Genomic DNA, 22,803 nt, shown 5'->3' on the forward strand with positions numbered 1-22,803 from the left:
TGCTCCCTGCCTTTTCACTGCTGTGGAGGCGGTGGCCCTGCAATAAATTTATTGAGGCGATCGCATTCAATTTCTGCAACTGTGATATTTTCCCCAGAATTGGTGGTTGCTGCAACTGGTTCGACTCGACAAGATTTCTTGAGGTAATACCCGCGTGGATTAGAACTAGGGCCTATCCAAATACTTAGTAAATCTAATATATACCCAGACTTAATATTGGTTACACGCGGTTCAACAAGCCATAGATTTTTCTCTTCATATTCTGCTAAGTTATTTGCAATTACTTGCCTACCCGCATTTCCTACTTGTTGCTTTGCATCTAATAGCCATCTTTCGACTTCCGACCAAGGTCTTTCAGCTATTTGTTCTTCTATCAGTGGTTGAAGTTTTTCGATAATTACAACACCGTTTTGTGGGATTTTTTCTGGGCCTTGTGTTCTCACAACAAAGTTACTGCGCTTAAAATTATCTGCCTGTAAACTGGGATATTCTCGTAACCAATTATCCATCACAAAGTAAAATTGAATCCAACAACTTAGCAACATACAACTAGCAACTAAAATTAGGATTCTTTGGCGATCTTCCGGTTTAGGAATCTGAGCTTTAGCGTCAGTATCAGTTCCTTCAATAAATTCTGGAATTGCTGTAATTAATGCTGAAATTGTCGGCCAAAGAACAATTGTTCTTGGCGTAATTACATCCTCTTGATTTCCAAAAGCAAAAACACTAACTAAGAATCCGGTAATTACTGCTCCTACTGGCATAAAAGTACCAGGAACCCTCAACGGGTCTTCAGTGGTATACCAAGCTGTACCGGAAATTAAAAATAACCAACCGCAAAATGCAATTATATCTCTTATATAACCAGTAGCAAAATATGACAGTACCCAAGAAAAAACACTCAAGTAAATAAATGTTTGCCAAGAATAAGCTTTAGGTGGAACTAATACCTTTTTAACTCCTGCGTAAAGCCCTTCAACAAATTTAAATACTCCGAATGCATCTTTAAACAATACGTTCATAATTTTCCTCTCTATATTAATTAAGTAATCACTGTTTATCTTTTAACAAAAATGATTTAAATTTTACTACCTTGAACTAATAAACAAAACAATAGTAATCGCACTATAGCTCAATGAATTGGCTATTAATGTAGTGGTAGCCAAATTTGTATTTTGCAATTTAGCACTGCTTAAACGACGCCATTTTCGTCGCGGAATTGTTTGTTCTTCTTCTCGTTTCCAAGGTTTTTCAGTTAATGATAGAAGTAAAATTCTTAACAGGAAAAACTTCATTAAAAAAGTAGCAAAGAAAATTATAAAAGCAGTTAAAATTAGTAAAGTTTGGGCGCTAGCTGATTTAAAGTTATTAAAAAATACATAATTAATTAATTCAGATTTAAACTGTATTGGTAATATAGGCTCAGATACAAAAAATATAAACCAACCAAGTACGCTGGAAAATAAATTTATAGAAACGGCATAAAAAGTGCTAGTCTTTTTGTCAAATTTTAGCCGATTGTTAAAAACATAAGCTTCGATGGGAATAGCCATCAGTATAAATAAAAAGTCAAACAGAATTGCACCAATAGGAAAAATTGTAGGAAGTGTCAAGTTTTCCAGCATAAAGGGTCAAAGGGAAGGGTTAACTTTAGAGAGTATAACTGTGATCAGCTGATGTGCGTACAAATTGCACATTTTGCGTTAGGACTGTTATTTGTATTTTGTAGTATAAATGACCAATGATAATTTTTTATCCCTACCTAAGAGTACATAACGTTAGGTAAGATGAAAGACTTCCACGTTACAGCTTTTCGAGAGATGACAAGGAACGGCATCGGTATTCGCACGGCGCAAGTGCGTCCTGAACGGCTCACTGGTCAAATTCACGTCTACGATGGTGTAGGGAAAGGTAAATCCCAAGCAGCTTTAGGGGTGGTTTTACGCTCGATAGGCTTGGGGATAAATACACCTAGCTATTCCAATCGCGTTTTATTACTACGGTTTTTGAAAGGGCCAGAACGTGACTACGACGAAGATGGTGCGATCGCAGCTTTACAGCGCGGTTTTCCGCATTTAATTGATCAGGTTCGCACAGGTCGTGCCGAATTTTTTGGCCCAGAGGAAATTACCTCTTTTGATCGGTCTGAAGCAGCGCGGGGTTGGGATGTTGCCAAAGGTGCGATCGCCAGCGGTTTATATTCAGTTGTAGTCTTGGATGAAATTAACCCGGTGCTGGATTTGGGTTTGCTTCCAGTAGATGAGGTAGTGCGGACATTAAAATCCAAACCCCAAGAATTGGAGATTATCGCCACTGGACGCGCTGCACCGCAACAGTTGCTTGATATTGCGGATTTACACTCAGAAATGAAACCCCAACACCACCCAACAGCAAAAGCCCTATTACTTGAGGGGATTGAAATTTATACTGGTGCTGGGAAAGGCAAGTCTACTAGTGCTTTGGGTAAAGCTTTACAGGCAATTGGTAGAGGGATCAATCATCCAGGATCCACCCGTGTATTGATTATGCAGTGGCTCAAAGGTGGTAGTGGTTATACAGAAGATGCCGCGATCGCCGCTTTGCAGCAGTCATATCCAGAAGTGGTGGATCATCAGCGCTGTGGTCGAGATGCGATCGTCTGGCGCAATTCGCGGCAAGAATTAGATTACGTAGAAGCCGAACGCGGTTGGGAAATCGCAAAAGTTGCGATCGCCTCTGGATTATACAAAACTATCATCCTCGATGAACTCAATCCCACCGTTGACTTGGAACTACTCCCCGTTGAACCCATTGTTCAAGCTTTGCTCCGCAAACCCCGCGACACCGAAATCATCATCACCGGTCGCTGCCAAAATCAACCTGCATACTTCGACTTAGCTAGCATTCACTCTGAGGTCTATTGCCACAAGCATTATGCCAATCAAGGTGTAGAACTTAAACGAGGGGTAGATTATTAAATTTAATAAAAATGCACCGTAAGATGTCTCACGGTGCGCTTTGTTTATTTCGCCTAATTTACTTGGATGCAAGCAACCCTGATACCTCTGCGTGTGCCAAGATCACATCGGGTTCACGTTGGAGAGCCGCATAGTATTTTCTTGCAAACACATTGCCGACCTCTGACGGTACAATCAGCTGGCGGGCATCGGCAATCAAATTTTCGACATTTTCCGCTGATACTGGTTCATCTGCTTCGAGCATCTCATCAATTTGCACAACAAGCTCAGAAATGCGATGTAGCCAAGCAAATTGTTCGTGATTGATGACGAGTTGCAGAAGTTCTCTACTCGATACTCGTCCCTGAACTTGTTCGTAGGCGATGCGTTCTGTTTCAAGCAACACTTTGTGAAGGCGGAGGAATTTGTTTCGCAAATCACGTAGATGTTGATGTTGATGTATCCGTTGTAAAAGTATGTTAGAAGTCAATGGAACCTATCCTCCCGTTACGATAACCTGCAAAGGCTGGAATAATTTCGGCTTCGGTATTCATCACAAATAGACCGTAGCGAATAATTGGTTCGTTGAGTGGTAAGCCAGCGATGAGCAGCACATCTAATGGTGATTTTGCATCTGATGGATTTGCGACCATTGCTTTTTCACCGTCTTGTGTCAACAGCAACATCTCCCACATATTTCTTATCTTCGCCAAATAAGCCTTTCTCATCAAGCAAAAATATAAAGGCTTTCTCAGAACTTAGCACTTAACATGACTTTGTTATATAGTTCCTATATATGATTACTCATATATTAACATTAGACCATATAAGAAATGACAGATGTAATTTCTACTACTTTTAGTTTCGGAAAACCGCCTATGTCTTTAGCACACACAATTCTAGGTCTGCTTCAGCAAGAAGAAATGACAGGTTACGACCTAAAAACAAGTTGCTTTGATCAATGCATTGCTCACTTATGGACTGCTGACCAGGCACAGATTTATAGAACCCTTGATAAACTAGTCGAGCAGGGTTGGATTACTTGTACCGTCAAGATTCAACACGATCGCCCTAACCGTAAAGTCTATAGTGTGACTGAGGCAGGAAAAGCCGAATTAATCCGGTGGCTTCAATGCCCTCAGCCCTTACCAACAGTACGAGAACCTTTGCTCGTTCAGTTATTTTTTGCCGCACAGTTACCAAATGAGGCCATTATTCAATTGCTAGAACAGCAGCTAGCGGCACGCAGCGAAAAGCTGGCCACATGTGAAAATATTAAGTTACCCGTGCTAGGTGATCAGTTTGCAAGTCGTGAGCAGATTATGCAAAGGCTCGTACTAGAGTTGGTAATCCAAAGAGAACACACTTACATTAACTGGTTAAAGATAGCTATTGATGTCCTTTGCCACCAATAAGCTTTTTAGACGAATGAGCCTAAGTCATAATTATTAATCCATAAAAGTAACTCTTAAATATTGACGACCTTCTCCTGTGGTCGAAGCTGTACGTAGCTTGCTTAAGCGCAGGGGTACACAGAAAAAAGTGCAACAGCTTAATTGCAGATATCCGCGTCAAACTAGAATAAAACTCGCTCCTATGACTTCCACTACTCCTAGTTACCGAATTGCTGATTTGTTTGCCGAACGAGCTAGAAACCTGACACCACCAACCTACGGTACAGAGTTAACCAAGATTATCACCGTTAGCTTTGCCTATGGTCTAGCTGACCCAATTCTCTTTCCTCACGCTGACTTAGCTGCTGCAAGTGCGACTGTGTTGGCACAAGAGGCTCCCACTGCCCTTAACTATGGCCCACCTTCAGATCAACTCTATGAGCAGATTATCCTCCGTTTACGAGCTAGGGGGATCGCTGCTGATCGCGATCGCGTCATCATCGGCTATGGTTCCAGTCAAATCCTCGGTTTACTGCCAGATGTGTTTGTCGAGCCTGGTGATGTGGTGATTGTTGAAGGGCCGACCTTCTTAGGGGTAGTTAACAGATTCGCCAACGCTGGCGCACACTTAATTACGATTCCTGTCGATGAGTTAGGAATGGATGTAGATGTGCTGGAAGCAACTTTAATTGATTTGAAAAAACAGGGCATCCGACCCCGATTTATTTACACCATCCCGACCTTTCACAATCCTACAGGCGTTACTATGCCGCTGTTTCGGCGCAAAAAGTTGGTAGCTCTGGCAGCAGAGTATGGCGTCCTAGTAGTGGAAGACGAAGCCTACACTGATTTGCGCTTTCGAGGGGAAGATATACCTCCCCTGGCAACTCTAAGTGATGAAGGGTGGGTGTTATACGTGAGTACCTTCTCAAAAATTATCGCTCCCGGTATACGTCTGGGCTGGGCTTGTGGCGATCCAGCAATCATTGAGCGGCTGGCAATGTTCAAAAGCGAGGGGCCTGTTGGGCCGTTTGTTAGTCATGTGGTCGCCCACTACTGTGCTACGGGCAAACTAGACAATCATATCCAAGATCTAATCGCCTGTTACCAGCATAAATGTAATCTGATGTTAGAGGCGATCGCTCACGAGTTTCCTAGTGATGTGGTCGCCTTACGTCCCGATGGTGGCTTCTTTGTTTGGTGTAAATTACCACCAGATATCAGTGCTAGCACACTCCTGACTGCTGCCAGTGAACACGGCGTCACCTTCTTACCAGGTACTCGCTGTTATGCCAATGGTCAGGGGAATGATGCAATCAGGCTGGCTTTTAGCTTTCAGCCAACTGAAAAGATTGTCGAAGGAATTGCCACTTTGGGATCTGTACTGCGCGAACTTCGCCAGTGATGATAATCGTATTTAAAGTTGACCAAACAATTTGCAATTCGCATTTTAAGAAATTGCGAATTGCAATTGCCGATTGATTAATTGGCTCATTAGCACTTGCTCTGTACCCATTATTTAATTATGAATTATGTATTTGATAAAGGGTAATGGCTAAATTCAAACATGTGTCTTTTTCCTTTCCACCTTTAACCAAAAAGTATTAGGTTAGTTTTAATAGCATTATTTAACTCACATATCTGTTTAGCAAAAAAGCTTAACCCAAATTTGTACAAATATTAACTCAACCTTTGCTAATGCCGTGTGCCTTGGTAAGAAGATTGTGAGGTAACAACGGTAAAGTACAGTAGTTTTGTCGGAATTTAGATGTATCAATTCCATCAACCTAGAGCCGAAACCCAGATTGAAAGCTATCAAAAGTTGCAGTTGACTGCAATTAAGGAGCGTAGATTCATAAACTTCCCCGTCTACAAGAGGATTGGGTTTTTCGCAGTAACAATGAAACTGCAACTTCCCTGCATATATAGATTCTGAACATAACTGAGTGAAACGTAGACGCACAGAACGTAAACAGAACTTCAGCACTCAGAACTTCGGGAGCATCTTCTGTTTTCTGTAGCAGCTTTGGCCCAGAGATGCTGAACTGACGCGATCGCTTAGCGGGCGCTGTTATCCAGAGGTGCTTTGCACATCTTCAAGCAAACTTCGTTCGGTTGCAACTTGGTCTTTCAAACCAGGTTGGACAATATACGCGCGATCGCCTTCAGCATGACATTTAATCATTTTCTTTGTGGAGTTTTTTTACTATTGAGGAGTACAAATGCTTGAGGCTATCGCTGTTGCTTGGCTATTACTGTTTCTTGGCGATTTCCTTTCTACTTTTGTTTATCACATACCTGAGCATGTTTTTGGTAGCCTCCACCTGAAAACGCACCACTCCTGGAAGAAGGACTTCCGCCACTATGCTATTTTAACGTTCAATACCCAGGTTCTTTTAGATGGTGTTTTGGGTGCGCTGCCATATTTGCTTGTGTCACTGGTTCTATGGTCTTTCTCTCCAATTGGCGTTGTCTGTGGACTATTGTTTGGTCAGTTTCACGTATGGTGGAGACACATTATAGTCTTGGGTTGGCAAACTCCAAAGCTTGTAACTATTTTGTGCCAACTTCTATTCATCACAACTCCTGAGAGACATTGGCTACACCATCAAAAAACTAACCTGGGTTTCGGCGATATTTTCACATTTTTTGAGCAACCTTCTAAAGCATGGATGCGTTGGCTACGGCTGCTAAGGCTTCATCTGCGTTATTCGCGTGTCTAGCTAGGTTTATCAGCTCGTTGCTTATAGAGTCAGCCACTTTGGCGGGACGGAAGCCGACACCGCCAAGTGGTCTCACCATGTACAGAGCGATCGCTGTTAGTTTAGGATCTATCCCACTGATGAACAAGAGTCATATCTTACTCAATGTTTTGGCAATACAAGATGGTTTAGGTAGTTCACTTAATACCAGACACCAAGCCAAACCGAATTAACCCGCGCTGATAACCGCGACGCATCAACCCCAGTGAAAATGCTCCTTGAATGGTAGTCCAACCGGCATTTAGTAAGCCCCAAAGTGCTTGGGGAGTGAAGGCGGAATCAATCACTACGTTCCAGAATGGGGCAACAGCTTTTGACCAATCGGCGGTGCAGATATTGTTTAATGGTAGTTGACGTGCGATCGCTTCATACTCTGGTAAAGAAATCACATACGGTAAACAATACACCCGATAAATATCTTCTAAATGCTTTTGTTCATCGGCGCTCAGCGGTGATTCATTAGTCGGTCGATGACACCAAGTCACCATAATAAAAATGCCGCCAGGCTTCAACACTCGATAGCACTCCTGCATAAACTTGGTTTTATCTGGCATATGTTCACCACTTTCCAACGACCAAACCAAGTCAAAAGAATTGTCAGCAAAGGGCATCGCTTGAGCATTTGCCACCTGAAACTGTGTTCTCAGGCTTAAACCAGTCTCTAGAGCGCGTTCTGTGGCTCTAGCGGCTTGCACCGGACTTAATGTAATTCCTATAGCCTGAGCATTAAACTTTTCTGCCAGGTATAAAGAACTGCCACCAATCCCACAACCCACATCCAGGATATTTTCCGCTGATTGTACCCCTGCCCACTTAAGCAGTTCTTCAATTAAATCAATTTGAGCCTGGCGGCGGTCTTTGTTCTCACTGCCATCAGACCCGTAATAGCCATGATGCATGTGTTCGCCCCAAATCTGTTCCCACAGACCAGAGGAAGCATCGTAAAATTGCTGAATTTGCTGGTAAAGTGTTGCACTCATGAAAAAACCAGTATTGAGACGAAGCAGAATTTAAAAAAAAACATATTGGTAGGCTACCATGTATGTTTTTAATTAAATTAGGGTGTTTTTGTTTCCAGGGAGGGTCAACCCCGATTTATCCTCGCTGGAAAAATTCGTGTATCTTACCTGAACTAAGTTGCTCTTGCTTCAACTTATCTACCCTATGTTGCCTAGATACCTGCGATAATTGAGTTTTTCATTTTTAAAAATTTTGAATTGCTTATGACTGTTGCTCGTACAGTTTGCTTGGGATTTTTGGCTGTCATCACTATAGGTACTATCCTACTGATGATGCCTTTCTCGACTAGCAATGGTACTTGGAATGACCCAATTGTGGCGCTGTTTACCTCGACATCCGCAGTTTGCGTTACTGGTTTATCAGTAGTTGACCCTGGCACTTATTTTTCTTTTTGGGGTCAGTTGTTTATTGTGCTATTAGTTCAGATTGGCGGATTGGGCTACATGACAAGCACTACCTTTTTGATTCTGCTGATTGGACGCAAATTTGACTTGCGACAAAAAATAGCGATTCAACAATCTTTAGACCGACCAGGAATGAGTGGTAGCGCTCAAGTTATCCGCTCCATTATTGCTACAACACTGATTTTTGAAATTACTGGCATATTTTTACTTCTACCAGCTTTTGTACCCAGATATGGATGGGATAAAGGACTATGGTTAGCAATTTTTCATAGTATTAATTCTTGGAATAATGCTGGTTTCAGTTTGTTTAAAGATAACTTAATTGGTTATCAGTCCTCTATTTTAGTAGTTTTCACTGTCACAATATTAATTATCTTTGGGGGAATTGGTTATCAGGTAATCTTTGAGATGTATATTTGGTTGCGCGATCGCATGGCAAAAAAAACTAATGCTCAAGTATTTTCTCTGGATTTTAAAGTTGCAACTAGTACAACAGTTATACTGTTAGCATTAGGTACATTTACTTTTTTGTGTATAGAAATCAGAAATCCTGAAACTTTTGGTTCTCTGAATTTTCGTGACCAGTTATTAGTAGCTTGGTTTCAATCGGTTACTCCCAGAACTGCTGGATTTAATACCATTGATATAGGCAAAATGACTACTGCTGGTCTATTTATTACTATTGCGCTCATGTTTATTGGTGCAAGTCCAGGTGGTACAGGAGGTGGGATAAAAACAACAACGCTGAGGGTGTTAACTAGTTGTACCAAAGCAATTCTTCAAGGTAAAGAAGAAGTTTTATTGTATGAGCGCAAGATAGCAATATCTTTAATTCTCAAGGCTGTTGGTGTGCTAGTTGGTTCAGTAGCAACCGTAATCTTGTCTACAATTTTAATTGCCCTCACAGATCCAGAATTGGATTTTATTAAAATTCTGTTTGAAGTAGTATCAGCCTTCGCCACAGTGGGTCTTTCTACAGGAATCACTGGAAGTATATCTACAGGAGCAAAGCTTATTTTAATTGCCACAATGTATATTGGAAGAGTAGGTATTTTACTGCTTATGTCAGCTATATTAGGAGACCCACGCCCTACTAGAATTCACTATCCTGAAGAAAACTTACTTGTGGGATAGTTTCAGGTAGACGCAAAGAAGCGCGAGAAAAAAATAATTTTCATAAGCAGTTTAATGAGCAATGACTAAAATGATAAAATCTACGTGGTCAAGCAAAAAATAAAGTTTTTAATACGTTAGATATAACTGTTTTCACCCTATATCTAGGGAGCCATAACAAGGATAACAACTGTGAATCTGTCATCATTAAGTTTTCTTCGCAGTTTACGTAAAGATAATCACCAATTTGCTGTGATTGGCTTAGGTCGTTTTGGTCGAGCTGTCTGTTCAACACTTCACAATTTTGGCTATCAAGTGTTGGCAACAGATGTTGATGAAAAACGGGTTTCAGAAGCCTTAACTGAAGAGATTGTTAGTCATGCTTTACAACTAGACTCTACAGAACCAGCTGCACTCAGAGAAGCTGGAATTTTTGAATTTGATACGGTAATAGTAGCGATTGGAAATTACGTTCAGGAAAGTATTATAACTACCCTCAATGTCAAAGAAGGTGGTGTACCCCACGTGGTTGCTAAAGCTTCTAGTGAAGTTCACTGCAAGCTATTACGACGAGTGGGAGCAGATCATGTTGTTTTTCCTGAGTATGAGGCAGGCAGTGCCCTAGCACGTACACTTACTAAACCATCAATCATAGATCGTTTTGACCTCGACCCAGATAACAGTATTGTAGAAGTGATCGTGCCTGATGAATTTCACGGCAAAACGATCACCGAACTTCAACTTCGTAACCGTTATGGTTTAAATTTGCTGGCGGTAAGTCAGGATGGTAAATTTCAAATCAATCCTGACTCCACCAAGCGTTTAGAACGCGGTTCTGCAATGGTAGTTATTGGCTGCAACAAAGATATTAATCGCTTACCGATTTAAAAGAATCAGGAGTTAGAAGTTAGGAGTTATAAATTCACTTCTAACTCTGAAATTTTTATTGGCTGGGATTTGTTGAAGTAGGCTTTTGTTCAACGAAGACTGGCGAATTATGAGAATTTACTGACGTTTCTGGTTGATTTGGCATTTCTTGTCCAGGTGCTAGGGAATTACTAGTACTGGTGGGAGTCGGGGAGGTAGTAGCTGTTTGACTAACTTGGGGTTGCTGTTGTTTTCCCTTTGGGGCAATTTGCTGCATTAGCTGCTCAATTTTTTCAACTTGCTCAAGATTTGCTTGCTCACGATACTCGTTGCGGGCGCGTTTCAATGCTGCACTGGCTTTTTTGATATCACCCTGATTGTATAAAGTCACTCCCAAGTTATAGTAAGCTGAGGCATTCTTGGGATTCTGGCGAATAGCTTGCATATAAACAGCAATAGCCTCAGAGGCTTGACCATGAATTGCCATCAAACTTCCCAAGTTGCTATAGGCCATAGCATTTTTCGGATCTAACTGCAAAGTTTGCCGATAAGCAATGATCGCAGGTTCTATTTGACCTTGGTCTTGTAAGGCGATCGCTAAGTTAAAGTAAGCATTAGCATTATCACTATCTAGTTTAGTTGCTTGCTGGTATGCAGTGATCGCTTCTTGTAGCTGTCCTTGTTCGTACAGTGCTAAACCCAGATTATATTGGGCTGCTTTCATTGTGGGGTCGATTACAAGGGCCTGTTTGTATACAGTAATTGCTGCTTCTTTATCTCCTTGTTGGTGCAACGCAAACCCTAAGTTGTAATAAGCCTCACTAAAATTCGGATTAATCTTAATCGCCTCTGCATACTCTTGTACAGCTACATCCAGGCGATTTTGCTGCATGAAAATATTACCCAAATAATTCCTTGCTGGCCCTAGATTGGAGTCATGCTGCAACGCTTGGCGAAAAGCATAAGCTGCACCCTGGAAATCTTTGCGATTATAACGCGTGACTCCCTGTTGGTAAAAGCTAGCCGCTTGAAGATCCTGAGAAATCACAGTTTCGGCCAGCAACTTGCTTTCTGGGAAATTAGTAGTTGTCGGTGCGGCTAAGAGCAAAAATGCCGAAGAGTAAAGCAGTGTCATCTGAGAAAATAGATGTAAACACTGAGGAAATGGATATTTTTTAGACATGAATGGCAGCCCTTTACTTATTGTTAGCTCCTTATAAGTCAGAGTACCCACCACGAAAGAGAAAATTCAAAATTAATGAAGTTATGAACTTCGGAAACTAGCGCCCAGACTTTTCTCAAAATTCCTTAATTAGGACTCAGTGCGATGTCTACGACGGGCTACGCCTACGCATTTCTTGTAAATTGGTTAGAGCAAAGCGCTAAATCAAAGTCTTAAATGTCGATATGATTATTTCTCAATGGGTGTATTGGGCAGTCGGCTCCATTCATTCCATGAACCGTCGTAGTTCCGTACATGCGGATAGCCTAATAAATACTTCAAGACAAACCAAGTATGCCCTGATCTCGCTCCAACAGCGCAGTAGGTGATTACTTCCTTATCTGCTGTGATATCCTTACCACCGTAAAGCGCCTGCAATTCATTGATTGGTTTGAAGGTTCCATCGTCATTCAAAGTGAGTTCATAATAAACATGCGTCGCACTTGGGATGTGTCCTGTGCGTTCGGTTCCTTCGGGGGGTTTGTTGTAAAACCATTCGCCATTATACTCTTGAGGCGATCGCACATCCACTAATACGCGATCCGTCCTTCCAATGTATTCTCTTACATCTTTATGCAATGCCCGCAGGCCTGCATCGGGGTTCTGCACGTGATACTGAGTCGGTGTCACAGTTGGCTGTTCCGTTGTTAGTGGGCGTCCTTCGGCGATCCATTTCCGGCGACCACCGTTAAGAACACGCACATCTTGATGACCCAAGACTTTCAACAACCAAAAGATCCATCCTCCAGCAGCAGGGAGATCACCATATACAATCACGGTGGTGTCGTTTGCAATACCGGAACGCTCTAGCAATCGTTCCCAGCTATCTGTATCAAAATTAGTATGACCATCGGGAAGCATGATGTCGGTAAAAAAGTTCCAGAAGACTGCGCCAGGAATGTGTTCCACATTATATGCCTGAGAACCCAAATCTCCATCAACCAAGCGTACCTTGGGGTCACTTAAATGGTCAGCAACCCATTGTGTATCGACGATTACTTCAGGATGTGCGTAACTAAACATGAGTGTCTTACTCCCTAGGAATTCAAACTACAATGGCGATGAAGCTAGATTAAGATTGACTCCTTGGCTAAGCCTAGTCCTCGATAGAGTACACTTTGCTCAACTATGACCGTGAACTCTTTACAGTCTTTATTTCAGGCGATCGCTCATGCTCGTGATCAACACGAACTCAAAAAGCATGTCATGGTAAAAATAGGTAAGTATTTTGTTACTTACCGCTGGGCACTATTCTTCTTTGATCAGGTGTTTCCTCCTGAGACAAAAGCTCAAAGTATGTTTCAGCTAGCATTATCGATAGAACATAATCCAGTCTTGCGCTATTTAGTTGACCATCATGCTCCCGTCCACGAAGAACTGTTGTTACCACCTGGAGTATGGCAGGTGATTTGTCCACGCTCTGATCACGGACATGTGATGGCTGGGCCGATAGTTAGTGATGGCCGTCTTGTGGGTGCAATCGGTTTTACCCGCATTCGAGAGGCCCCTGCTTTTAATACTCAGCATCTAGCTGACTTGAGTGCCCTTTGCCTACATCTGTCAACTTGGCTAGCAAGACGCTCAGCAGGATTCAATTCTCTAAATATTAGTCGTTTAACACCGCGCGAAATTCAAATTGCGGAACTGGTAGCACAAGGGCTAACAAATGCTGAAATCGGTACAGCCTTGTGGATTCAAGAAAATTCTGTTAAACAAGCTTTAAAACGGATGTTTCGTAAGCTTGAGGTTTCATCTCGTGCTGAGATGGTCGCGCAGCTTTTATCATCTGCAAAGCTGCTACCACCCAGTTTCACATCATCTACTCTTGACTACTCAGGAACGCCAGTCCCCTCTGGCAAAATGAGCATAGCATCGCCAAAGGAATAAAAGCGATACCCACAAGCGATCGCCTCGTTGTATATATTCAACAACCTCTGTCTCCCAATTAAAGCACTCACCAGCATTAATAAACTAGAACGCGGTAGATGAAAATTGGTAATTAGACCATCTACGACTCGCCATTGGTAGCCAGGGTAAATAAACAAGTCTGTTTTACCACAAAATGGTTGCAAATCGCCGGATTTAGCTGCTCCCTCCAAAGCGCGTACTGCTGTTGTACCTACAGCAATAATCCGACCACCAGCGGCTTGAGTGGCGCGGATTTGCTCTACCGTAGCTGTAGGAACTTCAATCCATTCTTCATGCATCTGATGGGTAGTTACATCCTCCACTTCCACGGGGCGAAATGTACCGACACCAACGTGTAGGGTTACAAAAGCTTGATTGATTCCGCGATCGCGCAACTTTTGTAATAATTCTGGAGTAAAGTGAAGTCCTGCCGTCGGAGCTGCGATCGCTCCTGGCTGTTTAGCATAAACTGTCTGATACTGCTCATCAACAGCTTCCGAGTCAGTGATATAAGGCGGCAAAGGTACTTCACCAAATACGTCTAAAAGCTGCACCAAAGATTTTCCTTCTGGTACATCAAATTGCAATAGACGCCCTCCAGTCGCCGCGTCTGTTTCCAAAACCGTAGCCGTTAGTTGGGAACTGGGGACTGGGGACTGGGGACTGGGTACTGGGTAGGAATCTTCCCAATCACGCCACTTGCTTTCCGACGCAGGGCGACAGGAACGCAGTGGCTCCCCAATTCCTAATTCCCTAGCTTCAAAAATAATCTTTGCTCCCCGTTTGAAGCGTTTTCCTGGTTTAACTAAGGCTAACCAACAGTTATACTGCTGCTCCTCTAACAGCAAAACCTCAATTTCAGCACCAGTAGATTTACGACCATAAAGCCGCGCTGGAATGACTCTAGTATTATTCATTACTAATAAATCACCAGCTTGTAGGAGTTCGGGTAAATCACGGAAAATGTGATGTATGGGTGCTGTTTTGTCACCTGTAGTACGAGAATTTACCACCAATAACCGTGAGCTATCTCTGGGAACTACTGGGTTTTGTGCAATGAGTTCTGGAGGTAGTTCGTAGTCATACCCAGCTACCGAACAATCTAATTCAACGTCTTTTGGCCGCTGGTTCGGGGTGTCATTAAAGTTGGCTTGTGTTATTTGTTGCTCCATTTAAATTTATTAGAGATTGAGAATTAGGAACTGGGGAGCCACTGCGTTCCTGTCGCCCTGCGTCGGAAAGCAAGTGGCGTGATTGGGAAGAAACAAGGTAGACAAAAGAAAAACCTGTTCAATAATTCCTCCTTGTCTCAATACGCTTGGGTTAAGGATTATTGGTGGAAATTTGATGTAGAGACGTTGCAATGCAACGTCTCTACAGAGCTGCCTTCAAAAAGCTGGTTTGGGCTTTCCTTCATAAAGGAACTTTAAGGCATCATCGCTCAATTTTTCCACTGGGCTATAAGATTGGTACTATTAAGTGACACGGAAACACCAATATGAAAATTGGGTAAACCTCCCCATCTAAAAACGGGGACATTTACCCTACCGGGAACAGGCATCTATTTAGGAATATAGAAATGTAGGATTGGCTTTGATCCCAAGCACCAACAAACATGGAATACTTGTATTACCTGGCAAATGCCAGTTTAACTCTGAGGGTCGTTCAACACCTGCACGCTAGACCCCAGACGCCAGTTTCATTCGTCACCGTAATTCATCAGATTGATGGCTGGGTGGTTAGGATCAAACTCAAGGGTCAAGTCTCGTCTCAAGAAGATGGCGACTTTCGCGCGTTTCTAAGTGAATTAGGAATTAGCTATGAGCCGCCAATGAGAGTACAAATGGCACTTTGGAGTTTGGAAGCGGGACAGTGCCCTGTAGATGTGATGCGTCGCTATCAAGTAGCGATAGTCTCTCACGGTAGTCCAGAAAGAGAGGAAATCGAGGCTTTTCGGCAACAGTTTGTCCGAGGTTTGGGCTACTGTCCAGAAACCTTGGCGTGATCCTGTTTGCGAGTAATGCCACTACAAAATTATTGGTTCATGGTGAGTCGGTATAGTAAGTCCAGCATTAGCTTCCCACCATGAACCACTGGCGTTAGCGATTCCTGGCTGCGGCAAGCTAGCTAGGCATAGCTTATCTCCCTAGGGATATTCGTCAGTAGTAGCGAAGTTACGAGCGTCAGCCAGAGTGTAGTTAGTTATTGCAATATTTTATTTATTACCTGTTAGCCATCACCATTACCAATTGAACAGTCGAAAGCTGCTGGAATATATTCTTGCAGCTTCAAGTTGTATCCGGCTACTGATGAAGTAGCCAGAGCTTCCTGGGAAACTTTAGCCCCAGTCAGATTTTTTGAAATTCGCTGACAGTAGACAATAGCAACATCGAATCGGCAAGGGTAATCTGCTTTTTCAGGGTACTGAGCTAAAAATATTTCAGCTGTACGCCAAAGTTTTGCTTGCTTTTGTGGGGTGATTGCGCTTCTTCCTCCAGCATCCCAATTGCCTGAACTGCGGGTTTTAACTTCTACAAATATCAAGATAGAGTCTTGAGTAAAGAGTCCTTTCCCTGCTCCCCCTACTCCCCCTGTCGCATCATATTGGGCTATTATATCGATTTCTCCCCAGCGGCAAGAAAAGCGACGGTGCAGAATTATCCAACCTGTAGATTGCAACCATTGGGCTACTAGGTCTTCTCCTAACTGACCAATATCAGGATAATGAGATGGAGGAAGGTTCGCCATTGACTAAAAATAGCATGAATTCAATGAATTCTAGGTTAAGCGATCGCACAGCGAGTAATACGCTCTGTTCATCCCGTTTGTCGGGGATGAAGGGTAAAACAGACTATCGGATTTGGGCAAGTATACTCAGCTTATTGCTTTGGGCAATAGTTGGGATCACGGCGTATGTGGCTTTGACTCCAACAGCTTTGGCACTTGAATATAATAAAGAAATTTTGGTTGAGGCTGATTTCTCAGGACGTGATTTAACAGACTCTAGCTTTACCAAAGCTAATCTCCGCCAGAGCAACTTCAGTCACGCCAATTTACGAGGTGTTAGTTTTTTTGCCGCAAATTTGGAGTCAGCAAATTTAGAAGGAGCAGATCTGACAAATGCTACTCTAGACTCTGCTCGCTTAATTAAAACAAATTTGACAAATGCGGTGTTAGAGGGTGCATTTGCTGCTAATGCTAAGTTTGATGGTGCGATGATTGAGGGAGCAGATTTTACCGATGTGCTACTACGTCAGGATGAGCAAAAAAAATTGTGCCAATTTGCTCAAGGCATTAATCCTACTACAGGACGAGACACGCGTGAGACGTTGTTTTGCCCATAAGAAGTGATAAATCATGGAGAGGTGTAATATTGCCCGCAGTTAACCCCACTTCTCCACAATTTGCTTTGATTGGGTTATATATGCAAGGATTACCTACTGGGATTCACGTACTTTTGGCGCTATTGGCAGCTTGTTTAAGTCGCACTGGAAAGAGAAATGCGATTAAAAACGCAATAGCGCAAAGGTTTCTCTGGGTTTAAAAAATTGAGCGTTAAAACAAAGGATTTATTGCGATCGCTGCTTTAATTTTTGGTAGGTGGCATACTAATATAGATCTAGGTGTAAATATACCTGATCAATTTCTAGTGATGCGGCCCGATGCGATCGCAATTTTGATATTAGTGAAATTAGCTGGTGTCCCCTATTTTTCAAGAAATCGCGATCGCCGTTAGTCAATATTCGCAGATCTACGCATCTACTATGCTACTATTTGCTTGATGTTATTACTAGCTTGTTATGTTCTTCCTTGAAGTTCAGCGTAGACAGACAACCTAGTGAGCTACACACGAGCCTATTAATTTCAAGCCGTAGTCGGCTGAAAAAGCCTCGGATATCCGCCTAAATACTTACCAAAGAAAAACCCTTGGGTATTTCCTAGTGGGTAAAGTCTTGATGCCTAGCCTTTCTTGGACAACGACTAATCGTTTATGAATGGACAGCCTTTAATTTTGGTTGTAGAAAAAAATCTACATGATTTAGAACTGCTTAATTCTCACCTAGGAATATTAAATTTTTCATGCATTTGTACCAAACAAGGGGTGAGGGCTGTGATCTTGGCACAAAATTATCAACCAGATTTAATTCTGCTAGATATGATACTGTCTGATTTAAGTGCAAACCAAGTTATTAATTATCTCAAACACAATCCAAAAACTGCTGCTATCCCAATCATTGCAGTAAAACCCTTAATAAGGCTACACGAGTACCCTTGTAAGATGATCGTAGGCTCTGATGACTGCATTACTAAACCCTATAATTTTAATCAATTAGAAGTGGTTATTTGCCGTCATCTCAATCAGATAAGTTTCTTACATTCGACTTAGGAATAGATTCGGGATTACGAACTTCAGGCAACTGATTTAAGATTATAATAATCCCAGTACGACCTGTTGCCAAATTTGTGTTTGTCATCAGGTCAATCACAGGTTGACTAATAATTTGTTCAATCAAACTTTTTAATTGTGGTTTAATTATTTTGTCTAAATATAATCGTATTTGTTCAGCTAGGCTATCATAACCTCCATTCAGCAGAGTTGTCTCAGCTTGGGTTACAGAGTTTTCTAAAGAAATGACGATTTCAGTATCAAAAAAATGGCAAATTATTTGACTAGGACGTTGACCCAGTTTTTCATGATATAAATTTCTGATCTGCTGCGATATTTCTCTTTCTAGTTGTCCAATAGTAGGTTGTATCATTATCGATTACAATCAATGCAAAATTCCAGTTTTTAGTAGTGAAATAAGAGTTGTTAATCTTTTACTATCTAGTAGAATATTCTTAGGATATTATTGCTATTGAATATTAAGTTTGCATTTCAATACAATGTATTCGCTATAGATTTTCCTCAAGCTCTTAAAGATTTAATCATGCCTGTAATGTCCGGTTAATTACTTCGCTGATGTCTTGGGCTTTTGAGTATTTGAATCAATAATTTGTTATTTGTCTCCTAATTTACTCAATGAGTATATCCCTCATCAGTTAGCAGGAAGATGAAAGGAAAAATCAGGTTATTCTCTATACTTCCTGTCAGTTTATTTTGTACCAAACAAGCGATCACCTGCATCTCCCAAACCGGGAATAATGTAGCCGTGTTCATCTAAATGGTTATCAATAGCAGCAGTATATAGAGGCACATCTGGGTGCATCTTACAGAAATGCTCAATACCTTCTGGTGCAGCGAGCAAGCAGACAAACTTAATTGATAAGGGATTAGTTGATTTGAGCCGTTCTACAGCGGCTACAGCTGAATTACCAGTTGCCAACATCGGGTCTACCACGAGCATATCCCGTTTGTCAACATCTTGAGGGACTTTGAAATAATACTCAACAGGAATCAGAGTTTTCGGATCGCGGTATAGACCAATATGTCCCACCCGTGCTGATGGAATCAACTCCAGCATCCCATCCAAAATTCCTTGTCCTGCACGCATTACCGAAACTAGCACCAACTTTTTATCAGTGGCAAGCACTGGCGCATTCATGGGGGCTAGTGGTGTTTTAATCGGTTCATATTTCAGTGGTAAATCCCGCGTTACTTCATAAGCTAACAGCAGACTAATTTCTTTGAGGAGAGTACGAAATTTTGTCGTGCTGGTTTCATCTCTACGCATCAGCGTGAGTTTGTGCTGAATTAATGGATGTTCAATTAGCGTTACTTGATTGTGCATATTTTAGTTATTTGTCGTTTGTCATTAGTAGTTATCAAATGATAAGAAGTCTGAGCGCCGGCTCCCGGCGAACAGAACTTCTCCTAAAGGAGACGCTGCGCGTAGCTTGCTTCCCCGAAGGGATACGGAGACTAATGACAGTTAGAATACAGTGCCATCACTTTCGATTTGGATAGGGGATTTACCACCCGTTCTGAGTTCAGCAGCAATTTTGCGCCCTGCTGTCCAGGTTCCCCCTTGCAGAATTCTTACTAGTGGTAGTTCTGCGGTACTCAGACCCAACTTTTCGCGCACTGTAACAGCGATTAGATCCAGTAAAATCACGGTGATGGCACGCCATTCAACTATAACTTCTGATGCTACCGAGTGGGGCGATCGCAAAATATCTGAATGTTTGACACTAATTAGTCCCAAGTCGAGACATAATCCCCCATTGCGATACTCTGGTAATCCAGTCAGGACATCTAAACCAGTAATTGCCAAACCCAGTTCTTGTAGTGGTTCCAACAAAGAGTATGTTAGCCATTGGGACAGTTTGTGAAAGGGAACTAAACCATCATCTGCAACCTCTGGATGTTGCCAAACATCACCGAGATTAACCCCAGCAACTTCTAATCTTCCAGGCCAGATATCACTCAATCCTTCCAGAACAGCACTGAAAACAGTCGTAGCTGCTAACTGCCCGTTTTGAGATTGATCCAAAAGATAATTTACCAAATTCCCTGGACGAGGGTTTTCATTGCCAAAAAGATGAGGTGAAGAGAGTAGAACTTGACCTAATTTTTGTAATAATTTCCACCGCCCAGAAATTCCCACCAGCGGATTTTCTGCATTTACCTGAAACCCATTTGCTAGTTCTGCTTCTGTAAATGCTTGTAATCTTTGAGTATCTACTTGCAGTAACTTCTCACGAGAAAAAGCCCCTTGACAAAACATCCGAAAACTGGCTATGGCTAACCCTTCTGATCGCCCCAAACTCAACCCAGTTTCCGGCTCATAATAATACCAATTATTTCCCGCACCTGCATCTAACAACACACTGACAATTGCTAAATCAAACTTAGCAGCAGCTTTAGCCAGAGGTGTTAGTCCTGCTAACTGACTATCTAACTGGGCTAATCGCGGCACATTCCCAGCCTCAAAATGCCGCCAACGACTATGAAACGGAATTTGTAAATCGGGGTATTCGCAGCGCATCACCTCAATTATATAATCTGCTACCCGTCCCAACTGCGTTAAATCACAACTAAAATGCCGCGACTCTCCCACACTCACCAGTGCAAACAGTTGCCCACAACGCTCCCGAATCGCATCTGGCGAATGAAGATATGCAATCAATTCTTTCTGCGCTCTCTGCGCCTCTGCGGTTTGTATTTCCACTCTCCACTCCCCCAGTCCCCCACTCCCTGTCCCTCAATCTACCAAGTCTCGCCCCTTCACCTCAGCCAAACCACCAGTATCCAATACATCCCCTGTCGTGTAATATCCAGCGGCTTTCTTCGCCTCAATTTCTACCCGTGCATCTTGGGGGATTAAATCCTCTGGGATGGGGATTCGTTCCACAATTTCAATTCCTGCTTCAGTTATGGCGTTGTACTTGATATTACTCATCGATATCATGCGGTCAATGCGGGTAATACCCAGCCAATGCAACACATCTGGCATTAGTTCTTGGAACCGTATATCTTCTACTCCCGCGACACATTCTGTGCGAGCAAAGTACGCATCAGCGCGATCGCCTCCTTCTTGACGCTTCCGAGCATTGTAAACTAGGAACTTCGTCACCTCTCCTAAAGCACGGCCTTCCTTGCGACAATAGACAATTACACCAACACCGCCTTCCTGTGCTGTTTGCACGCATACTTCAATTCCATGTACCAGATAAGGGCGACAGGTGCAAATATCCGAGCCAAACACGTCGGAACCGTTGCATTCATCATGTACGCGCACGGCTAGGGGTTTATTGGGATCGGCGATCGCAGCGATATCACCGATGATATACACTGTAACGCCCCCAATTGGTGGTAAAAAGACTTCCAAATCTGATCGCGTTACCAGTTCTGGAAACATCCCCCCAGTTTGCTCAAATAAAGCGCGACGCAAATCTGCTTCTGTGATGCCAAAGCGTTTAGCAATTCCCGGTAAATACCAGACCGGTTCAATTGCAGCTTTGGTAACTACCAAATCACCACCGGGCTTCATAATTTTGCCATCCACCTGCAAACGCCCCTTATCTACAGCATATTGCAATTCGGGCATATTGATGTGAGCTTGAGTGATGGCGATCGTTGGACGGATGTCATAGCCCTGTTGGTAATAGGATGCAAATACCTCAGATGCGATCGCTCCAAATGGGTCAATAGAGACGATCTTATCAGGATCAGCCCAGCTAGGGTAGGGGCCGATCCGCTCTACCGGGGATGTGTTCGTCAAATCCGCTCGGTGATCTGACTGCAAAGCACCACTAGCCACTGCTAAAGCACGATAAACAGCATAACTGCCAGAGTGAGTCCCAATCACGTTACGGTGTGCATGTTTAGTCAGCGTTGCAATAATGGGGCCGCGTTGTATGGGGTCGGCTGCTCCCCAGTTAATTGCGATCGGTCTAGGGCCAAAGCTACTAGGATGAGAAGTGAGAACAATATGCCTGGAAACGCTGTTTTGTTTTGGCATAATCATTTGTTTTTTTTACTATGTTTATATGAACTATTTGTCACTAAGTATCTGTCAACTATCTATAGTCACTTTTTATTTTTAAAGTTTTGGTATTTTAATAATCAGTCAGTTATAACCTTACATCCTGAGTAAAGTATTAATAATATTGGTAAATATAAAAAATAGCACATCAATTACCTGATTAGCAATGTTGCAAAAGAATTTAAAGATGACTTTAAAAATGACTTATGAGATATATTTTGTGAGAAAGTTGATAGTAAAGATAAATCACCCAACTTGAAATTCATGGATTCTTTATCTATTAATTCCTTACTTGAAGAGTTGAAAAATCCCGATGTCATAGTCCGCGAGCAGGCAACCAGAAAACTTTGGCGGATCTGGTTTCAGCAAAAGGGAATATATGGGCTAGAAAGAATCGACCACAGTCAAAAATTACTAGATGCGGGGGAGATTACTGAAGCTGAAGCAGCTCTAACAGAGCTAATTAAAGACCAGCCAGATTTTGCAGAAGCTTGGAATCGACGAGCTTTTCTCTATTACAGTATTGGTAATTATCGAAAATCTCTCTCGGATTGTCAGAAAGCAGTGCAGTTAAATTCAATACATTTTGGTGCGCTTCACGGTATGGGCTTGTGTTATGGGGCACTAGGAGATTATGGTAAAGCTATCCAAGCTTTTCAACGCGCTCTAGAAATCCAGCCCTATTCACTAGTGAATCAAAAGTTGATTCTAGAATGTACATTTAGAATCAGCTAAAACAGCAGATAGG

25 protein-coding genes and 1 pseudogene are annotated in these 22,803 nt (G+C 42.3%); 13 read left to right on the top strand and 13 right to left on the bottom strand.

The genetic code is table 11. The annotated features are described in order from the left end of the window. Positions 1 to 14: 14 nt before the first annotated feature. A complete protein-coding gene (gene fraD, locus HCR01_RS12235) occupies positions 15 to 1,022 on the bottom strand; it encodes a septal junction protein FraD (protein WP_193196440.1) in 1,008 nt (335 codons plus the stop codon). 66 nt (positions 1,023 to 1,088) lie between these two features. Continuing rightward, positions 1,089 to 1,625, bottom strand: coding sequence for a filament integrity protein FraC (fraC, locus tag HCR01_RS12240; RefSeq protein ID WP_193196441.1), 537 nt, complete (start codon positions 1,623 to 1,625; stop codon positions 1,089 to 1,091). A 195-nt stretch (positions 1,626 to 1,820) separates the two neighbouring features. Here fraC and HCR01_RS12245 point away from each other — a divergent pair, with 195 nt between their 5' ends. Beyond that, positions 1,821 to 2,957: a cob(I)yrinic acid a,c-diamide adenosyltransferase gene (locus HCR01_RS12245; protein ID WP_193196527.1), complete on the top strand. Its 1,137-nt coding sequence runs from the start codon at positions 1,821 to 1,823 to the stop codon at positions 2,955 to 2,957. Between the two features lie 58 nt (positions 2,958 to 3,015). On the opposite strand, the gene HCR01_RS12250 is transcribed toward HCR01_RS12245, so the two are convergent. Continuing rightward, a complete protein-coding gene (locus HCR01_RS12250; protein ID WP_226889278.1) occupies positions 3,016 to 3,426 on the bottom strand; it encodes a hypothetical protein in 411 nt (136 codons plus the stop codon). Continuing rightward, positions 3,416 to 3,649 carry a pirin-like C-terminal cupin domain-containing protein gene (locus HCR01_RS12255; protein ID WP_226889279.1) on the bottom strand — a complete coding sequence of 78 codons (234 nt, stop codon included), beginning with the start codon at positions 3,647 to 3,649 and terminating at the stop codon, positions 3,416 to 3,418. The genes HCR01_RS12250 and HCR01_RS12255 overlap by 11 nt, the downstream gene beginning before the upstream one ends. Before the next feature lie 165 nt (positions 3,650 to 3,814). Between HCR01_RS12255 and HCR01_RS12260 the strand changes: the two genes are divergently transcribed. From HCR01_RS12260 to HCR01_RS40415, 4 genes are all read left to right on the top strand, one after another. Further along, positions 3,815 to 4,351 (top strand): PadR family transcriptional regulator, encoded by a 537-nt coding sequence (locus tag HCR01_RS12260; RefSeq protein WP_193196442.1) that lies wholly within the window; start codon positions 3,815 to 3,817, stop codon positions 4,349 to 4,351. Positions 4,352 to 4,532: 181 nt separating this feature from the next. Further along, positions 4,533 to 5,735 carry a PLP-dependent aminotransferase family protein gene (locus HCR01_RS12265; RefSeq protein WP_193196443.1) on the top strand — a complete coding sequence of 401 codons (1,203 nt, stop codon included), beginning with the start codon at positions 4,533 to 4,535 and terminating at the stop codon, positions 5,733 to 5,735. Positions 5,736 to 6,552: 817 nt separating this feature from the next. Further along, the gene (locus tag HCR01_RS12270) at positions 6,553 to 7,053 is read left to right on the top strand and encodes a fatty acid hydroxylase (RefSeq protein WP_193196444.1); all 501 of its coding nucleotides are present in this window, start codon (positions 6,553 to 6,555) and stop codon (positions 7,051 to 7,053) included. Positions 7,054 to 7,159: 106 nt separating this feature from the next. Further along, the gene (locus HCR01_RS40415) at positions 7,160 to 7,228 is read left to right on the top strand and encodes a helix-turn-helix domain-containing protein (RefSeq protein WP_320073109.1); all 69 of its coding nucleotides are present in this window, start codon (positions 7,160 to 7,162) and stop codon (positions 7,226 to 7,228) included. A 1-nt stretch (position 7,229) separates the two neighbouring features. Here the strand turns inward: HCR01_RS40415 and HCR01_RS12280 are convergent, their stop codons facing one another. Further along, on the bottom strand, positions 7,230 to 8,072 hold the full coding sequence (locus HCR01_RS12280) for a methyltransferase domain-containing protein (RefSeq protein ID WP_193196445.1): 843 nt from the start codon (positions 8,070 to 8,072) through the stop codon (positions 7,230 to 7,232). A 243-nt stretch (positions 8,073 to 8,315) separates the two neighbouring features. On the opposite strand from HCR01_RS12280, the gene HCR01_RS12285 reads away from it, so the two are divergent. Further along, complete coding sequence (locus HCR01_RS12285; protein ID WP_193196446.1) at positions 8,316 to 9,650, top strand: TrkH family potassium uptake protein; 1,335 nt, start codon at positions 8,316 to 8,318, stop codon at positions 9,648 to 9,650. A 171-nt stretch (positions 9,651 to 9,821) separates the two neighbouring features. Then, positions 9,822 to 10,517 carry a potassium channel family protein gene (locus tag HCR01_RS12290; RefSeq protein WP_193196447.1) on the top strand — a complete coding sequence of 232 codons (696 nt, stop codon included), beginning with the start codon at positions 9,822 to 9,824 and terminating at the stop codon, positions 10,515 to 10,517. A 55-nt stretch (positions 10,518 to 10,572) separates the two neighbouring features. On the opposite strand, the gene HCR01_RS12295 is transcribed toward HCR01_RS12290, so the two are convergent. After that, on the bottom strand, positions 10,573 to 11,679 hold the full coding sequence (locus HCR01_RS12295) for a tetratricopeptide repeat protein (protein WP_193196448.1): 1,107 nt from the start codon (positions 11,677 to 11,679) through the stop codon (positions 10,573 to 10,575). A 228-nt stretch (positions 11,680 to 11,907) separates the two neighbouring features. After that, positions 11,908 to 12,741 (bottom strand): sulfurtransferase, encoded by an 834-nt coding sequence (locus HCR01_RS12300; protein WP_193196449.1) that lies wholly within the window; start codon positions 12,739 to 12,741, stop codon positions 11,908 to 11,910. Between the two features lie 105 nt (positions 12,742 to 12,846). Between HCR01_RS12300 and HCR01_RS12305 the strand changes: the two genes are divergently transcribed. Next, positions 12,847 to 13,605, top strand: a complete 759-nt coding sequence (locus tag HCR01_RS12305; RefSeq protein WP_193196450.1) for a LuxR C-terminal-related transcriptional regulator — start codon at positions 12,847 to 12,849, stop codon at positions 13,603 to 13,605. Here HCR01_RS12305 and queA read toward each other — a convergent pair. Continuing rightward, entirely contained in the window at positions 13,548 to 14,798 is a 1,251-nt protein-coding gene (queA, locus tag HCR01_RS12310; protein WP_193196451.1) for a tRNA preQ1(34) S-adenosylmethionine ribosyltransferase-isomerase QueA, read from the bottom strand. The genes HCR01_RS12305 and queA overlap by 58 nt on opposite strands. A 443-nt stretch (positions 14,799 to 15,241) precedes the next feature. Here queA and HCR01_RS12315 point away from each other — a divergent pair, with 443 nt between their 5' ends. Continuing rightward, on the top strand, positions 15,242 to 15,631 hold the full coding sequence (locus HCR01_RS12315; protein ID WP_193196452.1) for a hypothetical protein: 390 nt from the start codon (positions 15,242 to 15,244) through the stop codon (positions 15,629 to 15,631). Between the two features lie 224 nt (positions 15,632 to 15,855). Here the strand turns inward: HCR01_RS12315 and HCR01_RS12320 are convergent, their stop codons facing one another. Beyond that, positions 15,856 to 16,374, bottom strand: coding sequence for a YraN family protein (locus HCR01_RS12320; protein ID WP_193196453.1), 519 nt, complete (start codon positions 16,372 to 16,374; stop codon positions 15,856 to 15,858). 86 nt (positions 16,375 to 16,460) lie between these two features. Here HCR01_RS12320 and HCR01_RS12325 point away from each other — a divergent pair, with 86 nt between their 5' ends. The 3 genes and pseudogenes from HCR01_RS12325 to HCR01_RS12330 all read left to right on the top strand — a co-directional run bounded on the left by HCR01_RS12325 (position 16,461) and on the right by HCR01_RS12330 (position 18,013). Next, complete coding sequence (locus HCR01_RS12325) at positions 16,461 to 16,970, top strand: pentapeptide repeat-containing protein (protein ID WP_226889292.1); 510 nt, start codon at positions 16,461 to 16,463, stop codon at positions 16,968 to 16,970. A gap of 218 nt (positions 16,971 to 17,188) precedes the next feature. Further along, positions 17,189 to 17,362: pseudogene (locus tag HCR01_RS40765) on the top strand (ABC transporter permease); the annotation flags it as partial. A gap of 255 nt (positions 17,363 to 17,617) precedes the next feature. Beyond that, positions 17,618 to 18,013 carry a response regulator gene (locus tag HCR01_RS12330; RefSeq protein ID WP_193196454.1) on the top strand — a complete coding sequence of 132 codons (396 nt, stop codon included), beginning with the start codon at positions 17,618 to 17,620 and terminating at the stop codon, positions 18,011 to 18,013. Here HCR01_RS12330 and HCR01_RS12335 read toward each other — a convergent pair. The 4 genes from HCR01_RS12335 to HCR01_RS12350 all read right to left on the bottom strand — a co-directional run bounded on the left by HCR01_RS12335 (position 17,982) and on the right by HCR01_RS12350 (position 22,031). Beyond that, complete coding sequence (locus HCR01_RS12335; protein WP_193196455.1) at positions 17,982 to 18,386, bottom strand: DUF2294 domain-containing protein; 405 nt, start codon at positions 18,384 to 18,386, stop codon at positions 17,982 to 17,984. The two genes, HCR01_RS12330 and HCR01_RS12335, sit on opposite strands and share 32 nt — an antisense overlap. Before the next feature lie 336 nt (positions 18,387 to 18,722). Then, complete coding sequence (gene upp / locus HCR01_RS12340; RefSeq protein ID WP_193196456.1) at positions 18,723 to 19,358, bottom strand: uracil phosphoribosyltransferase; 636 nt, start codon at positions 19,356 to 19,358, stop codon at positions 18,723 to 18,725. A 141-nt stretch (positions 19,359 to 19,499) separates the two neighbouring features. Next, positions 19,500 to 20,738 carry a URC4/urg3 family protein gene (locus tag HCR01_RS12345; RefSeq protein WP_193196457.1) on the bottom strand — a complete coding sequence of 413 codons (1,239 nt, stop codon included), beginning with the start codon at positions 20,736 to 20,738 and terminating at the stop codon, positions 19,500 to 19,502. Between the two features lie 33 nt (positions 20,739 to 20,771). Beyond that, the gene (locus tag HCR01_RS12350; RefSeq protein ID WP_193196458.1) at positions 20,772 to 22,031 is read right to left on the bottom strand and encodes a GTP cyclohydrolase II; all 1,260 of its coding nucleotides are present in this window, start codon (positions 22,029 to 22,031) and stop codon (positions 20,772 to 20,774) included. 288 nt (positions 22,032 to 22,319) lie between these two features. Between HCR01_RS12350 and HCR01_RS12355 the strand changes: the two genes are divergently transcribed. After that, on the top strand, positions 22,320 to 22,790 hold the full coding sequence (locus tag HCR01_RS12355) for a tetratricopeptide repeat protein (protein WP_193196459.1): 471 nt from the start codon (positions 22,320 to 22,322) through the stop codon (positions 22,788 to 22,790). The last annotated feature ends 13 nt before the right edge of the window (positions 22,791 to 22,803 follow it).

The organism is Nostoc sp. MG11 (genome assembly GCF_014904695.1).
Lineage (GTDB): Bacteria > Cyanobacteriota > Cyanobacteriia > Cyanobacteriales > Nostocaceae > Komarekiella.

Bases quoted from the DNA above. Each gene is read 5' to 3' on its own strand.
- HCR01_RS12305 (WP_193196450.1), top strand. From the start codon at position 12,847: ATGACCGTGAACTCTTTACAGTCTTTATTTCAGGCGATCGCTCATGCT.
- fraD (WP_193196440.1), bottom strand. From the start codon at position 1,022: ATGAACGTATTGTTTAAAGATGCATTCGGAGTATTTAAATTTGTTGAA.
- HCR01_RS12270 (WP_193196444.1), top strand. From the start codon at position 6,553: ATGCTTGAGGCTATCGCTGTTGCTTGGCTATTACTGTTTCTTGGCGAT.
- HCR01_RS12265 (WP_193196443.1), top strand. From the start codon at position 4,533: ATGACTTCCACTACTCCTAGTTACCGAATTGCTGATTTGTTTGCCGAA.
- HCR01_RS12280 (WP_193196445.1), bottom strand. From the start codon at position 8,072: ATGAGTGCAACACTTTACCAGCAAATTCAGCAATTTTACGATGCTTCC.
- HCR01_RS12320 (WP_193196453.1), bottom strand. From the start codon at position 16,374: ATGGCGAACCTTCCTCCATCTCATTATCCTGATATTGGTCAGTTAGGA.
- HCR01_RS12335 (WP_193196455.1), bottom strand. From the start codon at position 18,386: ATGATACAACCTACTATTGGACAACTAGAAAGAGAAATATCGCAGCAG.
- HCR01_RS12315 (WP_193196452.1), top strand. From the start codon at position 15,242: ATGGAATACTTGTATTACCTGGCAAATGCCAGTTTAACTCTGAGGGTC.
- upp (WP_193196456.1), bottom strand. From the start codon at position 19,358: ATGCACAATCAAGTAACGCTAATTGAACATCCATTAATTCAGCACAAA.
- HCR01_RS12245 (WP_193196527.1), top strand. From the start codon at position 1,821: ATGACAAGGAACGGCATCGGTATTCGCACGGCGCAAGTGCGTCCTGAA.
- queA (WP_193196451.1), bottom strand. From the start codon at position 14,798: ATGGAGCAACAAATAACACAAGCCAACTTTAATGACACCCCGAACCAG.
- HCR01_RS12330 (WP_193196454.1), top strand. From the start codon at position 17,618: ATGAATGGACAGCCTTTAATTTTGGTTGTAGAAAAAAATCTACATGAT.
- HCR01_RS12300 (WP_193196449.1), bottom strand. From the start codon at position 12,741: ATGTTTAGTTACGCACATCCTGAAGTAATCGTCGATACACAATGGGTT.
- fraC (WP_193196441.1), bottom strand. From the start codon at position 1,625: ATGCTGGAAAACTTGACACTTCCTACAATTTTTCCTATTGGTGCAATT.
- HCR01_RS12260 (WP_193196442.1), top strand. From the start codon at position 3,815: ATGTCTTTAGCACACACAATTCTAGGTCTGCTTCAGCAAGAAGAAATG.
- HCR01_RS12350 (WP_193196458.1), bottom strand. From the start codon at position 22,031: ATGCCAAAACAAAACAGCGTTTCCAGGCATATTGTTCTCACTTCTCAT.
- HCR01_RS12295 (WP_193196448.1), bottom strand. From the start codon at position 11,679: ATGTCTAAAAAATATCCATTTCCTCAGTGTTTACATCTATTTTCTCAG.
- HCR01_RS12355 (WP_193196459.1), top strand. From the start codon at position 22,320: ATGGATTCTTTATCTATTAATTCCTTACTTGAAGAGTTGAAAAATCCC.
- HCR01_RS12285 (WP_193196446.1), top strand. From the start codon at position 8,316: ATGACTGTTGCTCGTACAGTTTGCTTGGGATTTTTGGCTGTCATCACT.
- HCR01_RS12325 (WP_226889292.1), top strand. From the start codon at position 16,461: ATGAAGGGTAAAACAGACTATCGGATTTGGGCAAGTATACTCAGCTTA.